19 protein-coding genes, 1 tRNA gene and 1 pseudogene are annotated in these 15,497 nt (G+C 63.4%); 5 read left to right on the plus strand and 16 right to left on the minus strand.

All coding sequences use genetic code 11. The annotated features are described in order from the left end of the window. Positions 1 to 91: 91 nt before the first annotated feature. The 7 genes from G7076_RS08075 to cmk all read right to left on the minus strand — a co-directional run bounded on the left by G7076_RS08075 (position 92) and on the right by cmk (position 2,374). Positions 92 to 355, minus strand: a complete 264-nt coding sequence (locus G7076_RS08075) for a hypothetical protein (RefSeq protein WP_166201887.1) — start codon at positions 353 to 355, stop codon at positions 92 to 94. A gap of 41 nt (positions 356 to 396) precedes the next feature. Next, positions 397 to 621, minus strand: coding sequence for a hypothetical protein (locus tag G7076_RS08080; RefSeq protein WP_166201889.1), 225 nt, complete (start codon positions 619 to 621; stop codon positions 397 to 399). Beyond that, positions 618 to 779, minus strand: a complete 162-nt coding sequence (locus G7076_RS08085) for a hypothetical protein (RefSeq protein ID WP_166201891.1) — start codon at positions 777 to 779, stop codon at positions 618 to 620. The genes G7076_RS08080 and G7076_RS08085 overlap by 4 nt, the downstream gene beginning before the upstream one ends. After that, a complete protein-coding gene (locus G7076_RS08090; RefSeq protein ID WP_166201893.1) occupies positions 776 to 934 on the minus strand; it encodes a hypothetical protein in 159 nt (52 codons plus the stop codon). Before G7076_RS08090 ends, G7076_RS08085 begins: the two co-directional genes overlap by 4 nt. A gap of 159 nt (positions 935 to 1,093) precedes the next feature. After that, positions 1,094 to 1,300, minus strand: coding sequence for a hypothetical protein (locus G7076_RS08095; RefSeq protein ID WP_240913752.1), 207 nt, complete (start codon positions 1,298 to 1,300; stop codon positions 1,094 to 1,096). A 58-nt stretch (positions 1,301 to 1,358) separates the two neighbouring features. Continuing rightward, positions 1,359 to 1,565 carry a cold-shock protein gene (locus G7076_RS08100; protein WP_166201895.1) on the minus strand — a complete coding sequence of 69 codons (207 nt, stop codon included), beginning with the start codon at positions 1,563 to 1,565 and terminating at the stop codon, positions 1,359 to 1,361. Positions 1,566 to 1,723: 158 nt separating this feature from the next. Then, a complete protein-coding gene (gene cmk, locus G7076_RS08105) occupies positions 1,724 to 2,374 on the minus strand; it encodes a (d)CMP kinase (protein WP_166201897.1) in 651 nt (216 codons plus the stop codon). A gap of 105 nt (positions 2,375 to 2,479) precedes the next feature. On the opposite strand from cmk, the gene G7076_RS08110 reads away from it, so the two are divergent. Further along, positions 2,480 to 2,803, plus strand: coding sequence for an FYDLN acid domain-containing protein (locus G7076_RS08110; protein ID WP_166201898.1), 324 nt, complete (start codon positions 2,480 to 2,482; stop codon positions 2,801 to 2,803). Between the two features lie 76 nt (positions 2,804 to 2,879). Further along, a tRNA-Ala gene (locus tag G7076_RS08115) sits at positions 2,880 to 2,955 on the plus strand. 137 nt (positions 2,956 to 3,092) lie between these two features. On the opposite strand, the gene G7076_RS08120 is transcribed toward G7076_RS08115, so the two are convergent. The 3 genes and pseudogenes from G7076_RS08120 to G7076_RS12465 form a co-directional block, all read right to left on the minus strand. Continuing rightward, positions 3,093 to 3,251: a Flp family type IVb pilin gene (locus tag G7076_RS08120; RefSeq protein WP_166201900.1), complete on the minus strand. Its 159-nt coding sequence runs from the start codon at positions 3,249 to 3,251 to the stop codon at positions 3,093 to 3,095. A 155-nt stretch (positions 3,252 to 3,406) separates the two neighbouring features. Next, a complete protein-coding gene (locus tag G7076_RS12460) occupies positions 3,407 to 4,303 on the minus strand; it encodes a penicillin-binding transpeptidase domain-containing protein (RefSeq protein WP_240913916.1) in 897 nt (298 codons plus the stop codon). Further along, positions 4,201 to 5,379, minus strand: a pseudogene (locus tag G7076_RS12465) (transglycosylase domain-containing protein); the annotation flags it as partial. The pseudogene G7076_RS12465 and the gene G7076_RS12460, both read right to left, overlap by 103 nt. 108 nt (positions 5,380 to 5,487) lie before the next feature. Between G7076_RS12465 and G7076_RS08130 the strand changes: the two are divergent. Then, positions 5,488 to 6,960, plus strand: coding sequence for an ABC transporter substrate-binding protein (locus tag G7076_RS08130; RefSeq protein WP_166201901.1), 1,473 nt, complete (start codon positions 5,488 to 5,490; stop codon positions 6,958 to 6,960). Positions 6,961 to 6,964: 4 nt separating this feature from the next. Then, on the plus strand, positions 6,965 to 7,381 hold the full coding sequence (locus G7076_RS08135) for a DUF4112 domain-containing protein (protein WP_166201903.1): 417 nt from the start codon (positions 6,965 to 6,967) through the stop codon (positions 7,379 to 7,381). On the opposite strand, the gene G7076_RS08140 is transcribed toward G7076_RS08135, so the two are convergent. Next, positions 7,378 to 8,007, minus strand: a complete 630-nt coding sequence (locus tag G7076_RS08140; protein WP_166201905.1) for a thioredoxin domain-containing protein — start codon at positions 8,005 to 8,007, stop codon at positions 7,378 to 7,380. The genes G7076_RS08135 and G7076_RS08140 overlap by 4 nt on opposite strands. Further along, positions 8,004 to 10,091 (minus strand): prolyl oligopeptidase family serine peptidase, encoded by a 2,088-nt coding sequence (locus tag G7076_RS08145; RefSeq protein WP_240913753.1) that lies wholly within the window; start codon positions 10,089 to 10,091, stop codon positions 8,004 to 8,006. Before G7076_RS08145 ends, G7076_RS08140 begins: the two co-directional genes overlap by 4 nt. 106 nt (positions 10,092 to 10,197) lie before the next feature. On the opposite strand from G7076_RS08145, the gene G7076_RS08150 reads away from it, so the two are divergent. Then, on the plus strand, positions 10,198 to 11,961 hold the full coding sequence (locus G7076_RS08150; protein WP_206367519.1) for a DUF885 family protein: 1,764 nt from the start codon (positions 10,198 to 10,200) through the stop codon (positions 11,959 to 11,961). A 57-nt stretch (positions 11,962 to 12,018) separates the two neighbouring features. Here G7076_RS08150 and G7076_RS08155 read toward each other — a convergent pair whose 3' ends face one another. From G7076_RS08155 to G7076_RS08170, 4 genes are all read right to left on the minus strand, one after another. Further along, the gene (locus G7076_RS08155; RefSeq protein WP_166201909.1) at positions 12,019 to 12,660 is read right to left on the minus strand and encodes a porin family protein; all 642 of its coding nucleotides are present in this window, start codon (positions 12,658 to 12,660) and stop codon (positions 12,019 to 12,021) included. A 148-nt stretch (positions 12,661 to 12,808) separates the two neighbouring features. Continuing rightward, positions 12,809 to 13,855, minus strand: coding sequence for a quinolinate synthase NadA (gene nadA, locus G7076_RS08160; RefSeq protein WP_166201911.1), 1,047 nt, complete (start codon positions 13,853 to 13,855; stop codon positions 12,809 to 12,811). After that, positions 13,852 to 14,598, minus strand: a complete 747-nt coding sequence (locus G7076_RS08165) for a DUF4230 domain-containing protein (protein WP_240913754.1) — start codon at positions 14,596 to 14,598, stop codon at positions 13,852 to 13,854. Before G7076_RS08165 ends, nadA begins: the two co-directional genes overlap by 4 nt. Beyond that, positions 14,583 to 15,437, minus strand: a complete 855-nt coding sequence (locus tag G7076_RS08170; RefSeq protein ID WP_166201913.1) for an MBL fold metallo-hydrolase — start codon at positions 15,435 to 15,437, stop codon at positions 14,583 to 14,585. The genes G7076_RS08165 and G7076_RS08170 overlap by 16 nt, the downstream gene beginning before the upstream one ends. Positions 15,438 to 15,497: the final 60 nt, after the last annotated feature.

A 15,497-nucleotide genomic window follows, 5' to 3' on the forward strand; every position in this document is an offset into this window, starting at 1 on the left:
GATGCCGGGTGGACCAGCTCGGTGGCGTGCGGGCCTGGCGGCGTTCATCTGGTCCGTGCGGCGGAAGCCGTGAACAGCCGTCGCGGCTGGCCTAATGCCCGAAGATCGGACGAACTCGCGGCGATACCGCTATTGCTGGCGCGTCGGTGGAGGTGATCGACAGGGTGAACAGCGTCAGGTCATGCTCGTCGCTGACGCGCAGGTGGAACTCGGCGGCTGTCCAGAACTTGCTGGCTGCATCGCAAAGCAATTGCCCGGCGAACCGCGCTGCCTCGCATTTTGCCTCGGTGACGCTGCCGAGGTCGACGCCGGTGTGATTGAGGTCGCCTTCGACGTGGAAATGATAGGTCGGCATGCCTCAGCGGCCCCCGAACGCAGCAGCAAGCTTGCGCTTGCTCACCACAATGTCTTGCGCGGCCGGAACGGCGCACGGGTGACGTCGCCGCCAATGAGGTGTCGTTTCAGTTTGCGGGTCATCACCTCCGCACCGTCGCTGCTCTTGCATACCAGGCGGATCCCACCGGTTGGCAATGCTTCGAGTGCGGAAATGCCGACGTCCTCAGCCTTGCAGCGGGAGATGACCATCTCCTTTTCCATGTCGACGAACAGGACCCGGTTCATGATTTCGCGCCCCGCTTGGCGGCGGCGATTGCGTCGCGCGCATTGCCGTAACGGTAGCCGCCCCAGTGGAAGGTCTGGACCGCGACACGCTCGATGCCAAGCCGCGTAAGCTCCGCTTCGTCGGCCTGGTCGAGATCGCGTGATGTCTGGCCGCTCATGCTGCCAACGCGCACGGGTCCGGCTGGGCTGCCGAGATCTGCTCAGAATAGGCATCGGCCAAGGCCAGGTGCGCGGCCTGCGATCGCTCGCATGACGCATTGTCGGCCATCAGCAGGGCAACGCCCCGGCGATGAAAGAGGTAATTGAGGTCCATTTCGGGCTCCCTACGGTAAGCGGGAGCGCACTCGGTCTCTCAGCCGCGCGATGGCCTACAAAAAACTTCTCGCGCGATGCCGTACCGATAGCATGCTTTCGGCCAATCGCCGAACTCTTTCAGGCAGGCTCGAAATTTAGATAGCGGGCGAGGCGTGCCTTAGCCCAGTGTTTCGCGCGCGCGCTCGGCTGCCTTGGCGGCCTCGTTGCGCTCCTGCATGACGTTCAACCGCTCGATCCGGCGGGCCATGGATAGCCACGCTTCCTCGGCGCGGAGGCATTGGTCGCGGACGTTATCGAGCGTCGCCGCATCGGCTGCGGCACGCGCGTCGCGTGCCCGGGCCAGGTAGTTTTCAAGTTCCAGCATCGACTGTCCTCGACGAAAAAAGGGACGCCAGCATTTCCCGGCGCCCCCAATCGGACTCTTAAGCGGCCCGGATGTTTACTGCCGACATCTTGCCGGTGCGATCTGCTTCCAGATCATATTCGACGCGCTGCTCCTTATCGAGCGTGCGCATGCCCGACCGCTCGACGGCCGAGATATGGACGAACGCATCGTTCGTGCCGTCGTCGGGCTGGATAAAGCCATAGCCCTTAGATTCGTTGAAGAACTTTACGGTTCCGATAGTCATGTCAGATATTCCTTCTTTGGAGCCCCGGAATTGGGGCCGCCGGCTAGATGTGGCGAAGAGAAGGAATCGGGTGCCGCAAAGCGCCAGTAGACCGTCAATTTGCGACTGTAGCACCGCCCATATAGGAGAAGTTCACACGAATTGTAAGTGCGCGGCCTTCAGGCGTCGGCCGTCAGCGCCACTTCGACCAGCCTGAGTGCTTCCGAAATTGCCTGTTCGACGTCCATTTCGCTGGTGTCGAGAAGCATTGCGTCCGCGGCCTGTACGAGCGGCGCCACCGAGCGGCCCATGTCGCGCTCGTCGCGGGCACGGATATCGGCCAGCACTTCGTCATGATGCGCGCTCATGCCTCGGCTAAAGAGCTCCGCGAGTCTGCGCTCTGCTCGGACCTCCGGGCTCGCTGTCACGAACAGCTTAACGCGTGCGTCCGGAGCGATCACCGTGCCTATGTCGCGTCCGTCGAGAACCGCGCCGCCGTCCTGCCCAGCGAACGCCCGCTGCTTTTCGAGAAGGGCTGCCCGGACGGCAGGATAGGCGGAAATCCGGCTTGCGATCCCACCGACGATCTCGCTTTTCAGTTCATCATCCGCGAGGTCGATCTTGTCGATTTCATGCACCGCCCGCGCGGCCTCGAACTCCGAGGCCGCGTCGCCACCGAAGCGAAACAGGCTCAGCGCCACGGCCCGGTAAAGCAGGCCTGTATCCATGTGCGGCAGGCCGTAGTGACGGGCGAGCGCCTTGGCGATGGTCCCCTTGCCACTCGCGGCTGGGCCGTCGATTGCGAGTACGAGCGGTCTGGTAAGCGACATGGCGCGCGCTTTGACAGGGGGGCAAGCCTATGGCAAGGCGCCCGCGATTCCTGCCGGCGCGGCCGTCCGCGGCCGGCTTCACGATCACACTGGAGATTGGACCCGATGGTCAAAGCCGAATGGGGCACCAAGCGCACCTGCCCCAAATGCGCCGCCCGTTTTTACGACCTTGGCAATGATGAGCCTGTTACCTGCATCGAATGCGGAACAGCTTGGGTTCCCGAGCCGGTTCTGAAGTCGAAGCAGCCGATGCCGTTTGAAGCCGTCGACACGGCAAAAGAGAAAGAAAAGGCCGACGACGATCTCGGTGCCGAGGATCTCGTTCCCGACGAGGACGAGGAGCCGAGTGCCGACGACGAGGTTGACCTGTCGACTGGCGACGACGATTTGGGCGTCCAGCGCGGCGACGACGACGAAGAGGAAAGCTGATCGCGCGAGGGGGTGGAATTTTCCCGTTGGCAGACGGACGATCCTCCCCTAAAGGCGCGTTCCACCGGAAACGGACGGGGCCGTAGCTCAGCTGGGAGAGCGTCGCAATGGCATTGCGAAGGTCAGGGGTTCGATCCCCCTCGGCTCCACCATCCCTCTAAAAATCTGAGGGATCAGGAACATGAAAAGCCCGCGATTCTCGCGGGCTTTTTTGTGTCTATCTTGCGGCACATACGAAAACGGCGGCGTCTTTCGACGCCGCCGTCCCGCATCAACGATCGAATGAAGCTTAGAGCTCGTTCGAAACGTTGTTGAAAGTCGTACCAAGCTTGGTGCCGATGCTTTCCATCGCGGCAATCGCGGCAACGGCGATCAGGGCGGCAATCAGGCCGTACTCGATCGCGGTGGCACCCTTGTTGTTACGAATCAGCTTAAGAAACTTCGCCATCTCTGGTCTCCTTCGGTCCACAAACGGGGCTTACATCCCCACCCGGACTCGCCTTCGCTCGCCACGGATAAGGCTGCTTTTCGCGCTGGAAGGTTGAGAAAACTTTAAAACGAGATGCTTAAGCGGCGTTCACCACGTTTCGCTGGGCATTGCCCTTATTCCGCGAGAAGTTTTTCGAGCGTCTCGAGCACCTCGCGGATGGCGCGGCCAGGCTCGCTCCAGTCTTCGGGAAGCGGGCTTTGCCGTTCCGGCGAATCCGGCTTCGGGGCGTATCGCGGCCGATAGGGCAACGGCGGGCCGCGGCGGCCATCGATGGCCAGCGCCGATGACATGAAGCGCCGCCAGATTTGCGCCGGCGCCGTGCCGCCGGTGACCTTTCCGAGCGACTTGTCATCGTCCCGGCCAACCCAGACGCCTACGACGAGATTTCCGGCAAAGCCGACGAAGATGGCGTCACGATTGTTCTGGGTCGTGCCGGTCTTGCCGTAGGTCGGAACCCCAAGTGCGGCGCGGCGCCCGGTCCCTTCGTTGGCCGACGCCCATAGGAGATCCAGCATCGGCGCCCAGTCGCGCCCTTGATCGAGATGACCGCCGCGCGCGAACCAGCGGTCTATGCTGCCGGCCCCCGCCTGCTCTCCGATCGGCAGCCCGGTGGGTTGCACTGGATAGCGACCGCTGGCGATCGCGGCGTAAGCGGACGTGAGCTCGAGCAGGCTGACCCCGGCGGTACCCAGTGCCACGCTTGGCGAATCCGGCAGCGGCGAGCGAATCCCGAGTTCCCTCGCCGCGCGCAGTACGTTGTCACGCCCGACCCGTTCGGACAGGCGCACGGCAGCCGCGTTGCTCGACCTTGCAAATGCCTCGCGAAGGGTAATGCCCCCCGATAGACGCCGTCGTTGTTGGCCGGGGTCCAGCCGTCGATGGTGATCGGCTTGTCGTCGATGATATCGTCCGGTGAGTAACCGGCGCGCAGGGCGGCGAGATAGACGAACAGCTTGAACGCGCTGCCCGGCTGCCGCCGGGCCTGGGTGGCCCGGTTGAATGGAGATGATTTGTAGCTCTTGCCGCCGATCATCGCCACGACCCGCCCATCCGGCCTCATTGCCACAAGCGCTGCCTGGGCGTCGCCCAGCGGCGCATTGCTGATCGCCCTGACCGCCAGACGCTGAAGGTCGGCGTCGAGCGTCGTCTCGACCGTGACCTCCCCATAGTCGGCATCGAACGCCTTTTGCGCGGCCGGTGCGACCCAATCGGCGAAATAAGTGCCGGTCGGCACCTTGCCGCCATTGCGGACAGGGACGGCGGAGGGAGTCGAGCGGGCTTTTGACTGGCTGATGAACCCGTTGTCCGCCATTTCCTGGAGTACAAGGCGGCTGCGCTTCTGGGCTCCTGTGAGATTGCGGGTCGGGGCAAGGCGTGATGGCGCCTGGACCATCCCGGCTAGCATCGCCGATTGAGCCAAGGTGAGATTTTCAGGCTTGCGATCGAAATAATGCCGCGCCGCCGCACGCAGGCCGTAGACCCCGTCGCCGAAATATACGCTGCTCATGTAGCGTGAGAGAATCTCATCCTTGGTAAGCCAGGCTTCGAGCCAAAACGCGATGATCACCTCTTGCGCTTTCCGTTTCATCGATCGGTCAGACGAAAGAAAGCTGGTTTTCGCCAACTGCTGGGTGAGCGTGCTTCCGCCCTGGCGCACTCCCCCGGCGCGCATGTTCGTGATGAACGCCCTGCCGATAGAACGCGGGTCGATCCCCCAGTGGCTGCGGAAACGGCGATCCTCGATGGCGATGAATGCGGCCGGGGTCATCGGGTCGAGCTTGTCGACCTCGACCGGCTCGTCCTTGATAGCGCCGCGCCTGGCAATCGGCCGGCCTTCCTGGCTGACCAACAGCATTGCCGGGTCCTCCAGTGGCTCCAGGGCCCGCCCGAGTGGCGCGGTGACGACGAGCCAAAGAAGAGTCGCAACCAGGAATGCGAACAGGCCGTAGGCAAGGTAGCGCCACCGGCGGCGCTTCTTGATCGGCGGCTGGCCCTCTACCGGATACAGGTCGGCGGGCGCGAACGGGTCGGGCAGTTCCTCGACATTCCGGCCCTCTCGCCGCCAAAGGAAGCCACCGTCGTTCATAAGTCGAGACCACGCCTTGCCACCAGCCGGTGACTTATTCCAGTAAAACAGTTATCGCACCATAGCCAGATGCTTGATGAACCCTCAAGGAACGTTAGCCTAACCCGGATGGGCATTCGCTTTCTCCGACTGACGGCCTGCGCTGCGCTTGCGGGCCTTGCGATCGCCGGCTGTTCCAAAAGGCAACCGGAAGCGGTCGATGTCGTCGTCATTGGCGCGAGCCCGGTCGAGGCCTTCGATCCCTTCCTTGGTCCGCTGACCGCGCCGCAACAGTTGGCAATGGAGAGCCTAGCCCAGGGTCTCGTTCGGTTCGACGCGCGCGGAGAAATCGTTCCCGGGCTGGCCGAGCGCTGGAGCGTTAGCGACGATGGCCTGAGTTACATCTTCCGTCTTGGCTCCGGAAAGTGGACCAATGGCCGCGAAATCCGTGCGCGCGATGTTGCGCGGCTGCTTAAGCGCCAGCTTCGCCCGACCAGCCGTAACGAATTGAAGGATACCCTCGGCGCAGTGGAAGACGTGGTCGCGATGACCGATCGGGTTATCGAGATCCGTCTCGTCGCGCCTCGACCTCACTTGCTGCAATTGCTGGCCCAGCCCGAGTTCGGAATACTGCGCGACCGCCAGGGCAGCGGGCCGTTCACAACCGATGCGGAGCAACCCAGCCGGAAATGGCGGGCGTGGACCTACCGCAGGTCCATCGTCGACGGCCCGGACATTGTCGAGCGGGTGCGTGTCCGTTCGGCATCGGCGAAGCAGGCCGTTGCCATGTTCGGAGCGGAGGAAGCGGGCCTCGTCCTCGGGGGCTCCTTCGCCGATTTGCCGATCGCTCGACAGGCGAAGACCGGCCGGAACGCCCTTCGGTTCGATCCGGTGGCGGGCCTGTTCGGACTGGTACCGCTACGCGCCTCCGGCCTGCTTGGAAGCGTGGAAGCGCGGCGGCTGCTCAGCCGGTCCATCGACCGCCAAGCCCTCGTCGACACGCTCGACGTACCGGGACTTAATCCGCGCAGCACCTTGCTCCAGGGCGGCGGCGAAGGACTCGCGCCGCTCGCGCAATCGCCCGCGCCGCAACCGGACCCGGCGACGCTCAAGGCCGAATTGGCGGCTGAAGCGCGATCCCTATTCGGAGACGAGGTGCCGACAGTTCGGGTCCGACTTCCCGATGGACCAGGCGCGGATATCCTGCTGCAAAGGCTGCGCATCGACTGGGGCAATCTCGGTCTGAAGGTTGAGCGGGCCCAGGCTGGCGGCGGCGCGGACTTCGCACTTGTCGATTCGGTCGCGCCCACCACCTCGCCAGCCTGGTTCGTTCGCCGCTTTCGATGCTCTGTCGCCCCAATCTGCCTCAAGGAGGCCGATACCTTGATGGACTCCGCCCGGCTCGCCACGGTCGCGGCGCAACGGATCGCCTTCCTCTCGGAGGCGGCCCGGTTGCTTGAAGAGGAAGTCGCCTTCCTACCACTCGCCGCGCCGATCCGCTGGTCGCTGGTTGGTAACCGACTCCCTGGATTCACCGAGAACATTGTCGGCCGCCATCCGTTGATCGGCATTGGCAACGCTCCATCTCGCGAAGGAAATTGAATCGATGGCTGCTTCGGATCGTTTTTCCGCCCCTCCCCTCGATTCCAGCCCGCAGTCCGTGCGAGCACGGGTCGAAACCTTGGAGCGCGTTATGGAGCGGCTCGTCACGATCCCAGGCACTAATTACAAAGTCGGGCTCGACGTCATTCTCGACTTCGTGCCCATCGCCGGTCCGACCGCCGCCGCGGCAATTGGCGCCTATCTCGCCTGGGAAGCACGCAACCTCGGCATGTCGAAGATGGCGTTGACGAGGATGGCCGGCAACATCGGTGTCGACTGGCTGCTAGGCCTGATCCCGTGGGTAGGAGCGGTGCCGGACTTCTTCTTCCGATCCAACACCCGCAACCTCAAGATCATCAAGCGGCACCTCGACCGCCATCACGCCGGCACGGCGATCGTCGACGCCTCGCCTCGCCCCTAACGCGTACGAAGCTCGCGCCGCGCGTCGGCAATCTCCGCTTTCAACCCGGCATAATCGAGCGCCCCGTTCGATTGCCGTTCACCGATGATGAACGCCGGCGTGCCCGGCATTCCGGCAGCATCGGCGAGCTCGATGTTGCGCTCGATTTGCCTGTCGATGTCCTTGCCGCGAAGCTTGATGTCGCGCTGGAGCTTCGCCCAGTTCAGTCCGGCCTTGCCCGCTGCGGCCCTTATGGTCGCGTCGCTCAGACGTCCGGGCGTCATCATCAAGGCGCGATGAAAGGCGTGATGCCGGTTCTGCCACTGCGCCGCGATGGCGGACCGGGCAGCATCGCGCGACTTCGACGAGATTGAGGGAATGTCGCGGTAAATCCACCGGACCCGCCGGTCCTCGCGCATCACGCGTTCGACATCCGGCGTGTAGCGACGGCACTGCGGGCAAGCGTAATCCATGAAATAGACGATCGTGAGATTGTAACCACGCGGCGCGATCTGCGGCGCAATCCCGGGCTTGAAGAAATCCTCCTTCTCGATCTCGGCTCCAGGGGCGACCAGGGCATCGCTTTGGGCTGCCGGCGCGGAGGCGCTGAGGAACGTGGCGGCGACTGCCGCAAAGATGCGACTCATTTCCTGGGCGCCAGTTCCCGCGTCAGGAACGCCCACAGCAGCGCTGCCCGCTTGGCGTCTTCGGCCCGGTCGGCGCCGACCGAGTGCCCGCCCTCCAGATACTCATGGTAGTAGACGGTGCTACCAGTGGCTTTCAGCTTCGCGGCACCTTTGCGCGCATGGCCGGGATGCACCCGGTCGTCCTTGGTCGACAGATAGAAGAAGGTCGCCGGATAACGGACGTTTGGCTTAATGCTCTGATAGGGTGAATATTTGGACATGAACGACCAGTCGGCCGGCTTGTCCGGATCGCCGTATTCGTCGATCCACGATGCGCCGGCACTGAGGTGCGAGTAGCGCTTCATGTCGAACAAGGGTGAGCCGATTATCGCCGCGCGATAAAGGTCGGGATGCTGGGTGATCGCGGCGCCGGTCAGTACCCCGCCGTTGGAACGGCCGGATATTGCGATGCCGTCTTTCCGCGCGATGCCCTTGGCGATGAGGTCGCGCGCGACCGCTTCGAGATCGTCAAAGCTGTTCTGCCTTTTCTCGCGAAGCGCAGCCTTGTGCCACGCCGGTCCGTACTCGCCGCCCCCGCGGATATTGGCGAGCACATAGGCGCCGCCGTCCTCTGCCCAGAACAGGCCGAGCGGCCCGGCGCGATAGGGCTGGCCGGTGAGATAGGTCGGCGTTTGCGCCGCGCGGAAGCCGCCATAGGCATGGATCAGGGTCGGCACCGGATGTTCGGAGCCCAACTTCTTCCGAACCAGGAAATAGGGAACCTTGGTGCCGTCCTTCGACGTCGCGAAATTCTGCTGAACGGCGAACTTCGAGGAATCGAATTGCGCCGGCAAGGCGGCAACCTGCTTGCTCGTCCCGTCCGCATTCACCGCCATCAGCGTCGTCGGGGTCAGCATCCCCTCGACGCTGGCGAAGGCCACGTCCTTCTTGCCAGCAGTCGCGCCGAGCGAGATGGTGCTGTTGGCGGGAAGGTCGATCGTCCGCTGCGCCCAGCGTCCGCCGTCACCCGGGGTCAACGCCAGCAGCTTGCCCGACACGTCGTCGAGGAGCTTGACCCACAGCACGTTGTCGCTGGCTGAAACCTGCTCGATCGACTGACTGGCCGTCGGCCGCATGACCAGCGTCGGCGCGGCGTCCGGACGGTCGAGATCGAATGCGACCAAGTCGCCCGGCTGGAAGCTTCCCAACGGGTCGACGAGACTGACGATCGCCTTTCCGCCGATGACATCGTTGAATTCCGCACTCTCCGGGATTGGCAGACGGATCGCCTTTCCGTCAGCACCGAGCAGCGACCATTGTGCGGTGAAGAAGCCATTGCCGCGACGGACGAAAACCCGGCGCTTGTCGCCGTCCATTGTCGTATATCCGCCAACGCTGATGTCTGCCTCGACACCTTCAAGGACGGTCGTCGCGGAAGCCCAGGGTGTGCCGCGCTTCCAGCGCTTCACGATCCGCGGATAGCCGGAACGGGTTGCTGTTCCTTCTCCTTCGACTCGAGCAACGAGGAGCGTGTCCTGGTCCACCCAGGTGGCATCGTTCTTGCCTTCCGGAACCACGAACCCGCCCTCGACGATCTTGCCCGTCTCGAAGTCGAATTCGCGCACGACATCGGCGTCGGTGCCGCCAGGCGACAGCGCGACCAAGCAGCGCTTATATTCGGGCGCAAGGCAGTTGGCGCCGTGCCAGACCCAGCTCTTGCCCTCCGCCTTGCCTAGCGCGTCAACATCGATCAGCACCCGCCAGTCGGGCTTGCCGGAGATGTAACTGTCAAGGCTCGCCACACGCCACAGGCCGCGCTTGTGATTGGCATCGACCCAGTGATTGAGCACCTTGTCGCCGATCACCGCGCTCGGCATCGCAATCTGCTCTGGGTCCTGCAGGATCTTGAGCGCCCGCGCCTGTCGCTCGGCATAGCCCGGCATGTTCGTCAGCACATTCTCGGTCTCGGCATTCCACGCCTTGACCTGCTCGAGTGGCTTTGCGCCCTCAATCTCTTCCAGCCACAGAAAAGGGTCGGCGGATTGGGCGATGGCAGTCGCAGCGACGGTTGAAGCAAGGGCGGTGGCAAACAAGGCAGGACGCAACGTCGATCTCCTTCGAGTTGGCGGGCTTGTGGAAGGCGGCGCAGGGAAGGTCAACGCCGCTTCGAAGAAGGATTGCGGACGACGCTCGGGCGGCTAGGCTGCGTTGATGACTCTCAGCATGATCCGCACATTGGCGCTTGCCGCCCTCTCCGTCCCGGCTGCCTCATTCGCTCAGGCACCTGCCCCAGCCACTTCGGCCCCTGCAAGTGCCGCGGACCAGAAGCTCCGGAACATCTATGAAGCTTACGCGACGTGGCAGGCGAAAGAATATGGCTCGATCGAGGACAGCCGCGGCGAAACCGACCAGGCGGACTATCTGCCAAAGGTCGATCCCGCCGCCTTCCGCCGCCGCGGCGAACATCTCCAGTCGATACTGAAACAGGTGAAGGCGATCGATCCCGCCACGCTCTCACCTGTAGAGCAGGTCAATGCCGCGATCCTCGGGACCGAGCTTGAGGCTGCTATCGCCGACATCGCATTCCGCGACTATGAGATGCCCGCCAATTCGGACAGCAACTTCTGGACCTATCACGAAGCGCGCGGCCAGCTTGCCGACGTCGCCGCCTACAAGCGTTACATCGCCCGGATGCGCGACCTTCCGCGCTACTTCGACGAGAATATCGCGAACATGCGCGTGGGGTTGAAACGCGGCTTCACACCGCCCGCGATCACGCTTCAGGGCCGCGACAGCTCGATTGCCAACTATATCAAGCCTGCTGCCGAAAGCAGCTTCTACGCCAGCTTCAAGGACATGCCGGCCAACATCCCGGCGGCCGAGGCGGACAAGCTTCGCGCCGATGCCCGCGCCGCCATCGATGGATCGGTCGTCCCGGCCTATCGCAAGCTCCTCGCCTTCTGGCGCGACGAATATGTGCCGGGCGCGCGGAAGACGACGGCTGCGCGCGACCTGCCGGGCGGCGATGCCTACTACCGCTCGCAGGTCCGCAAATATACGACGCTGGCCTCGACTCCCGAGGAGATTCACCAGCTCGGCCTGAAGGAAGTGACGCGCATCGAAGCGGCGATGAGCGCGACGATGAAGGAAGCGAAGTTCGAGGGCAGCTTCGCCGACTTCTTAAAATTCTTGAAAAGCGATCCCCAGTTCATCGCCAAGACTCCGGACGAACTGCTCGGCGTCTCGTCCTATGTCGCCAAGCGCGTCGACGGGAAGCTGAAGGATTATTTTGAGGTACTTCCTCGCCGGCGCTTCACCATCATCCCGGTTCCCGAAGCCCTTGCGCCCTTCTACACGGCGGGCCGCGGCGGCCTCGAAAGCTGCCAGATGAACACCTACAACCTGCCTGTCCGCCAGCTTTACAACATCCCGGCGCTGACCCTTCACGAATGCGCGCCAGGCCACAGCTTCCAGGCCGCGCTTGCCGAAGAAGGCAGCACCCTCCCCCGCTTCCGCCGCAACCTCTATTTCTCCGGCTACGGCGAAGGCTGGGGCCTCTATGTCGAGTGGCTCGGCAACGAGATGGGCATCTATCGCAACCCTTACGAGCGGTTCGGCCAGCAGAGCTACGAGATGTGGCGCGCGGCGCGGCTGGTGATCGACACGGGAATCCACCTCTACGGCTGGCCCAGGGAAAAGGCGATCGACTATCTCGCCAGCCATACCGCGCTGTCGCAGCACGAGGTCGAGACCGAGGTCGACCGCTACATCAGCTGGCCGGGCCAGGCGCTAAGCTACAAGCTGGGCGAACTCACCATTCGCCGTCTTCGCGCCGAGGCGGAGAAGGAGCTCGGGCCAAAGTTCAACATCCGCAAGTTCCACACCATGCTCTTGGGTATCGGCGCGGTGCCGCTGCCCGTCCTAGAGAGCGAGGTTCGCCGCTTCATCGCCGCGAGCAAAGGCAAGAACGGCTGACACGTGAAAATGGCGGACGGAAATCGCTTCCGCCCACCATCTCATTAGTTCGATCGCTTAGAAGCGCAGGCCGAAGCCGAGCAGCAACTGATCGCGATGGCTGTCGACCTTAATGTCGACGCCGTCTTCCGAACTGTCGTAATCGTTGTAGTTCGTGCGAACATACTCGGCGCGCACATAGCCGGTCGAGCTAACCGCCATTTCCCCACCAAGGCCGAAATGGAAGCCGTCGCGGTCGGCCTTGTCCGAGTAATCGTAGTCGCTGTCGATGAAGTCCTCATACGTCGACTTCAGCTGGCCGTTGCTGTAGCCGGCCTTGGCGTAGAGCAGGATCGTCGGCGACACAGCGGCGCCGACGCGGCCACCGAGCGTGAAGTTGCGGCCGAGCTTCAGGCAAGCCTTGTCATCGCCGTAGACTTCGCCGCATTCCTTGGTGGTCGCCCATTCGGCACCGGCATAGGCACCGAAGATACCCTGCGCCCCGATCGGGAAGTCGTAGCCGACCTCAGCGCCGAGGTTGAAACCGGAATCGTCTCCGTCGTCCGAGAATTCATCGAACCCATCGTCGTAATCGACGTCGATCGTGAAGCGGTCAAAACCGCCACGGACTTCAGCGCGCGGGCCGGTGAAGCCAGCGGCAAAGGCCGGCGAGCCAACCAGCGTGGCTGCGCCGAGCGCGAGTAGGATCTTGGTACGCATGAAATACCCCCAATAGATTCTGGATTTATAAAAAAACGGGCGAAGTCGCCCGCGCCGCCGCTGCTAAACAGCGTTGTTGATACATGCAACGTTTATTCGAGTTCTTGACGACAGTTTCGACGAACGGTCAGATAACAACCGGTTTTTCTTACTCGCCCGCAACCTGCGGGCCGCTTAGAGTACCCGCATCGAGTTCGTCGTTCTTGAGCTTCGGCCGCCCGACATCGCCCTGCCCGACGGTATGCCCAGCCATTTCGAGCATCCGCTGCAGCGGCTTTCTCGCCGCCTCCATGACCTCGGGCGAAAGCTCAATGCGCGGCTGAAGGTCGCGAAGCGCGAAATATAGCTTCTCCAGCGTGTTGAGCGCCATGTACGGGCACATGTTGCAGTTGCAGTTGCCGTCGCCGCCGGGCACGCCGATGAACGTCTTGTTCGGCGCCGCCTTCTCCATCTGGTGGATGATGTGCGGTTCTGTCGCAACCAGGATGGTGTCGTTCGGGCTTTCGATCGCGAATTTCAGGATCGCGCTGGTCGATCCGACCATGTCGGCATGGTCGATGATGTGCGGAGGGCATTCCGGATGCGCCGCCACTGGAGCTCCGGGATGCTCGGCTTTCAGCTTCAACAGCTTGGTTTCCGAAAACGCCTGGTGGACGATGCAGATGCCGGGCCAAAGCAGCATTTCGCGCCCGAACTTGCGGGCGAGATAACCGCCGAGGTGCCGGTCGGGACCGAAGATGATCTTCTGGTCCTTCGGAATCTGGTCAAGAATCGCCTCCGCGCTCGAGGAAGTGACGATGATGTCGCTGAGCGCTTTCACTTCGGCCGAGCAGTTGATGTAGGTCAGCGCGATATGGTCCGGGTGCTTCTCCCGAAAAGCCTTGAACTGGTCGGGCGGGCAGCTGTCCTCCAGGCTGCAACCTGCTTCCATGTCCGGCAGGACGACGATCTTGTCCGGCGACAGGATCTTCGCGGTCTCGGCCATGAATCGCACGCCGCAAAAGGCGATAACATCCGCATCTGTGGCCGCGGCTTTGCGCGACAGGTCCAGGCTGTCGCCGACGAAATCGGCAAGGTCCTGGATTTCCGGCTTCTGGTAATAATGCGCGAGGATGACCGCGTTGCGCTCCGTCTTCAGCCGCTTGATTTCGGCGAGGAGGTCCAGCCCCTTCAACGTCTGCGATTGCGCGGTCACCGTTTTTCTCCTCGGCGTTGCGCCGCCTCTTCAAGCACTTCGTTATAGGAACGGCTGCGGTCAAGATATTCGGGCGGTTCTTTTGTCTCGCCTCGATAGCGTGCGACGACCTTGGCATTGGTGAAACCCGCCGCCTGTAGCGGCATCGCGAAACTTCGTTCGATCGCCTGCCGCCCAGCCTCTCGCGCAAGGCTCATTGGCACCGCGCCGGACGCCTGCTTTCTGAGGTCGGCGACGGCCCGCGCGCGATTGGCTCGGTCAAGCGTGCTTTCCGCATCGGTCACCGCGCCGAGAACGCCGCCTTCGCCATATTCGCGCGCAGCGGCGAGATCGACTTCCGGCCCGGCAAGCTCGATGTCCGGCAACGTCACTTCCAGCGTGCTCGACCCTTGATCCCATTTCACGTCATTGGGGCCTAGCTTCGATAGGTCGAGCTCATAGCGGACGTCGCCCGGAAGGATGAGCGTCCGCTCCGCGCTGACGAGGCCGCCGAAGCGCTCCTGCCGGCTCGACGTGACCGAGACATAGCGGGCGACGAAGGGCACCAGCCGGTTCTGCGCGCGCATCGATTGCAGCGCCGAAGTCGCCACGGTCTGCGGGTCGGGGCCGGAACCGAACAGCCAGCTTCCGACCTTGCTCACGCCACCGGCAAGCAGTCCCAGCAATAGCGCAGCGACGATCATCGCGGCGATCACCGGGGCGGGAATCCGCCGGGCGCTCCTTGGTGTCAGTGGGTCGTCCATTGATCCTCGCTCTCAAGGTGGTGAACGAGCCCGCGCCGCTCAAGGTCCAAAAGATGGGCGGTCACCGATCCGCCGGCCGCCGGCACCAGCCGCGGGTCGAGACCAGGGTATGCCGCCGCGACAATCGCCGGGACTGTGCCGACGCCCTCGCCGACCAGCCGCAAGATTTGCTTCTCGCGCTGCATGCGATGGCCGATCAGCCCGCGCAGAAATTGCTGGGGCCTGGTCACCGGCGCCCCGTGCGCAGGATAGAAGATCCGGTCGCCGCGCTGCCGGAGCTTCTCTAGGCTTGCCATGAATTCGCCCATGTCGCCGTCCGGCGGAACGACAACGGTTGTCGACCAGCCCATGACGTGGTCGCCCGTGAAGAGCGCGTCGCCAAGCGCATAGCAAAGGTGGTTGGAGGTATGTCCTGGTGTCGCGACGGCGACGAATTGCCTGCCGCCGTCGAATTCGATCGCCTCGCCGTCCGCAAGCACGCGGTCCGGCGCGTAGTCGGCGTCGAAAGCGGCGTCGGCGCGCGGGCCGACCGCTTCGAGGCTCAACGGCGCGCAGCCGATGATGGGCGCCCCCGTCGCTTCCTTCACCGGCGCAGCCGCCGGCGAATGGTCACGATGCGTGTGCGTGCAAGCGATCGCCGCGACTGGGCGGCCGTTGATTGCTTTGACGATGGCCTCGACATGCCCCGGGACTGCCGGTCCGGGATCGATGACGATCACCTCGTTGACGCCCGCAAGGTAAGTCTGGGTTCCGGTGTAAGTATAGGGTGATGGATTGCGCGCCAACAGGCGGCCGATTTTGGGCTCGACCTGTTCCAGAAAGGCGTAAGGGGCGTCCACGGCTTTGCCTCTGCCACGGACGCCCCGCCACGCAAAGCACCGTTACGGTGCCCTTGCGCC

It is taken from the genome of Sphingomonas sp. HDW15A (assembly GCF_011301715.1).
Classification (GTDB): domain Bacteria; phylum Pseudomonadota; class Alphaproteobacteria; order Sphingomonadales; family Sphingomonadaceae; genus Sphingomicrobium.

Bases quoted from the DNA above. Each gene is read 5' to 3' on its own strand.
- G7076_RS08075 (WP_166201887.1), bottom strand. From the start codon at position 355: ATGCCGACCTATCATTTCCACGTCGAAGGCGACCTCAATCACACCGGC.
- G7076_RS08080 (WP_166201889.1), bottom strand. From the start codon at position 621: ATGAACCGGGTCCTGTTCGTCGACATGGAAAAGGAGATGGTCATCTCC.
- G7076_RS08085 (WP_166201891.1), bottom strand. From the start codon at position 779: ATGAGCGGCCAGACATCACGCGATCTCGACCAGGCCGACGAAGCGGAG.
- G7076_RS08090 (WP_166201893.1), bottom strand. From the start codon at position 934: ATGGACCTCAATTACCTCTTTCATCGCCGGGGCGTTGCCCTGCTGATG.
- G7076_RS08095 (WP_240913752.1), bottom strand. From the start codon at position 1,300: ATGCTGGAACTTGAAAACTACCTGGCCCGGGCACGCGACGCGCGTGCC.
- G7076_RS08100 (WP_166201895.1), bottom strand. From the start codon at position 1,565: ATGACTATCGGAACCGTAAAGTTCTTCAACGAATCTAAGGGCTATGGC.
- cmk (WP_166201897.1), bottom strand. From the start codon at position 2,374: ATGTCGCTTACCAGACCGCTCGTACTCGCAATCGACGGCCCAGCCGCG.
- G7076_RS08110 (WP_166201898.1), top strand. From the start codon at position 2,480: ATGGTCAAAGCCGAATGGGGCACCAAGCGCACCTGCCCCAAATGCGCC.
- G7076_RS08120 (WP_166201900.1), bottom strand. From the start codon at position 3,251: ATGGCGAAGTTTCTTAAGCTGATTCGTAACAACAAGGGTGCCACCGCG.
- G7076_RS08130 (WP_166201901.1), top strand. From the start codon at position 5,488: ATGGGCATTCGCTTTCTCCGACTGACGGCCTGCGCTGCGCTTGCGGGC.
- G7076_RS08135 (WP_166201903.1), top strand. From the start codon at position 6,965: ATGGCTGCTTCGGATCGTTTTTCCGCCCCTCCCCTCGATTCCAGCCCG.
- G7076_RS08140 (WP_166201905.1), bottom strand. From the start codon at position 8,007: ATGAGTCGCATCTTTGCGGCAGTCGCCGCCACGTTCCTCAGCGCCTCC.
- G7076_RS08150 (WP_206367519.1), top strand. From the start codon at position 10,198: ATGACTCTCAGCATGATCCGCACATTGGCGCTTGCCGCCCTCTCCGTC.
- G7076_RS08155 (WP_166201909.1), bottom strand. From the start codon at position 12,660: ATGCGTACCAAGATCCTACTCGCGCTCGGCGCAGCCACGCTGGTTGGC.
- G7076_RS08165 (WP_240913754.1), bottom strand. From the start codon at position 14,598: ATGGACGACCCACTGACACCAAGGAGCGCCCGGCGGATTCCCGCCCCG.